The organism is Protofrankia sp. CiP1_Cm_nod2, assembly GCF_920664355.1.
Classification (GTDB): domain Bacteria; phylum Actinomycetota; class Actinomycetes; order Frankiales; family Frankiaceae; genus Protofrankia.
Genome location: NZ_CAKKTL010000175.1, coordinates 1 through 1,837 on the forward strand (window position 1 = coordinate 1; position 1,837 = coordinate 1,837).

The 1,837-nt window shown below is 67.0% G+C and carries 2 protein-coding genes; one reads left to right on the plus strand and one right to left on the minus strand.

Annotated elements, in window-relative coordinates; genetic code table 11:
- A partial coding sequence (locus tag NBW84_RS17645) for a hypothetical protein (protein ID WP_250285833.1) occupies nucleotides 1-1,450 on the minus strand: 1,450 nt, incomplete at its 3' end.
- Here NBW84_RS17645 and NBW84_RS17650 point away from each other — a divergent pair.
- A partial coding sequence (locus NBW84_RS17650; protein WP_250285834.1) for a hypothetical protein occupies nucleotides 1,385-1,837 on the plus strand: 453 nt, incomplete at its 3' end. The genes NBW84_RS17645 and NBW84_RS17650 overlap by 66 nt on opposite strands.

The following is a 1,837-nucleotide window of genomic DNA, read 5'->3' on the forward strand; positions in this document are numbered from 1 at the left end:
GCGACGCAAACCCGGTGGCAACGGTAGCGATCGGAAGGTGGGAGGCAGGCGGGGAACTGGGCCTGCTCAGCAGAACCAGGATCGTGATAACGGTAGCGAGCAGCGCCGCCACAAGGAGACGGACGGTCCGGGCCCGAGGCCGGCGTCGGCGGAGCGGCGCACGGCTATCAGGAGGCGGGGAGGGCATCCGTGGTCTGGCGTGATCCGGGGACGACGGCTGACTCGGCGTCGTACGTGCTTTCTGACTGATGCTGTTCCTACGCTCCTGCAGTACGATGTCGTCCAGTTTTTCGAACAAACCGTCGATCTCGTCGTCGCCGAAGATGCCACGCAGCCGTCGTCTGTCCTCCTCCAGCATCCTCCTGGCCCGGCTGACGTGGCCCATAAGGGCCTGCTCCAGGGTTCTTTCCCTGACGCGCTCGAGTTCTTCCACCATCTTGTCGAACCAGGGACGGTTCTCCGCCAGCAGCCGCATGGTAAGTGGGCCGGAGGCCAGTTCGCCTGCCCGGGCGAACCACTCCCGCACCTGAATCTTCGCGGTGGAACCGGTCTTCCTCGCCAGCTTCATGGCACAGTTGTTGAGCACGACTGCCGCGTCGTCGCGCACGGAGGCCGTCCGACGGTGCCGGTCGGAGGGGAGCATGACCTCCAGGCGTCGCAGTTTCGGCACAGCCTGCCGCTCGATCAGCGACGCTGTCGACACGATCTCTTCCGGCACGATCGACGCCGTATCGTTCAGGCTGCCGCGGCCGAGCAGTCTGGACGCCTCGGTTATCGTTGCCTCCGCTATGCGATACAGCGGCTCGGCGGCCAGCTCCAGATGGTCGTCGACCACATGCGGTGGCACGGGCCAGCGGCGAGCCTGCTCGGCCAGCCGGCCGGGGTCTTCCCCGTCCGCCGTGGCAGCAAGCCCGAGCAGCGGCTTGACCAGGGCGATCGGTACCTTCTCTCGGAGCACGTCGATGACGGACTCGTCGAGCTGCCGTTCGTCCAGACTGACGATCCGATGCCGGATGTGGCCCCAGAAGGCCTCCTGGCGCAGGAGTGACTCCCACCGCCGCGGCGCCTCGGACCACAACCGCTCGAGTTCGTCAGCGTCGGCGGCGTCGGCGTCGGCGTCGGCGTCGGCGTCGGCATCGGCATCGGCATCGTCGGCATCGTCGGCGTCCTCGTCGGACAGGGCATTCGGCGAGATCTCCCGGTCGAGCGCCACGCTGTGGGCCAGGACGGCCGCATCGTGGTCACTGTGCAGCTCCCGGGCACATCCACAGGTGGGATCAGGGGTGTCCCACAGCCAGAAAATCTCGTCGACCAGCCGGCCGCGCGGGTCGCCGAGAATACGCTCGAAAGCAGCGCGCGTCTCCTCCGCCGTGACCGGCAGATCATGACCGAGATCGATATCAGCGCCGGCCCGCAACGCGGTGAGGATTTTCTGCTGGCGCTGCCGCACCGTCCGCCGATCGGCGTCGGTGGAAACTCCGGTGATCCGAAATGCATTGCGCTGGTACAGCTCCGGCCCCGCGACCTCACCCAGCCTGATAGTTATCTCGTCGCTCACCATATCTCCCGGCCCGACCGCATCGTCGATCCGAACACGTTCACCCTGAACATGGCCAGGTCACATACCAGCACTGGCAGTCTGGTCGGATCGCGCGCCCAGCCCCATGGACAACAGATGGAATTCAGATGGACGTCAGCCTGGCGTTCAGCTCACGCAGCGATCCTCGGCCGCCGCCGCGGCTCCGGCATCCACCCCGGCCGCCCGTGCCTGCTCGTGGCCGTTCCCGATGGCGCGGCCCTTCGCGATCTCGGACCGCTCCCGTGCTACCACCACGGT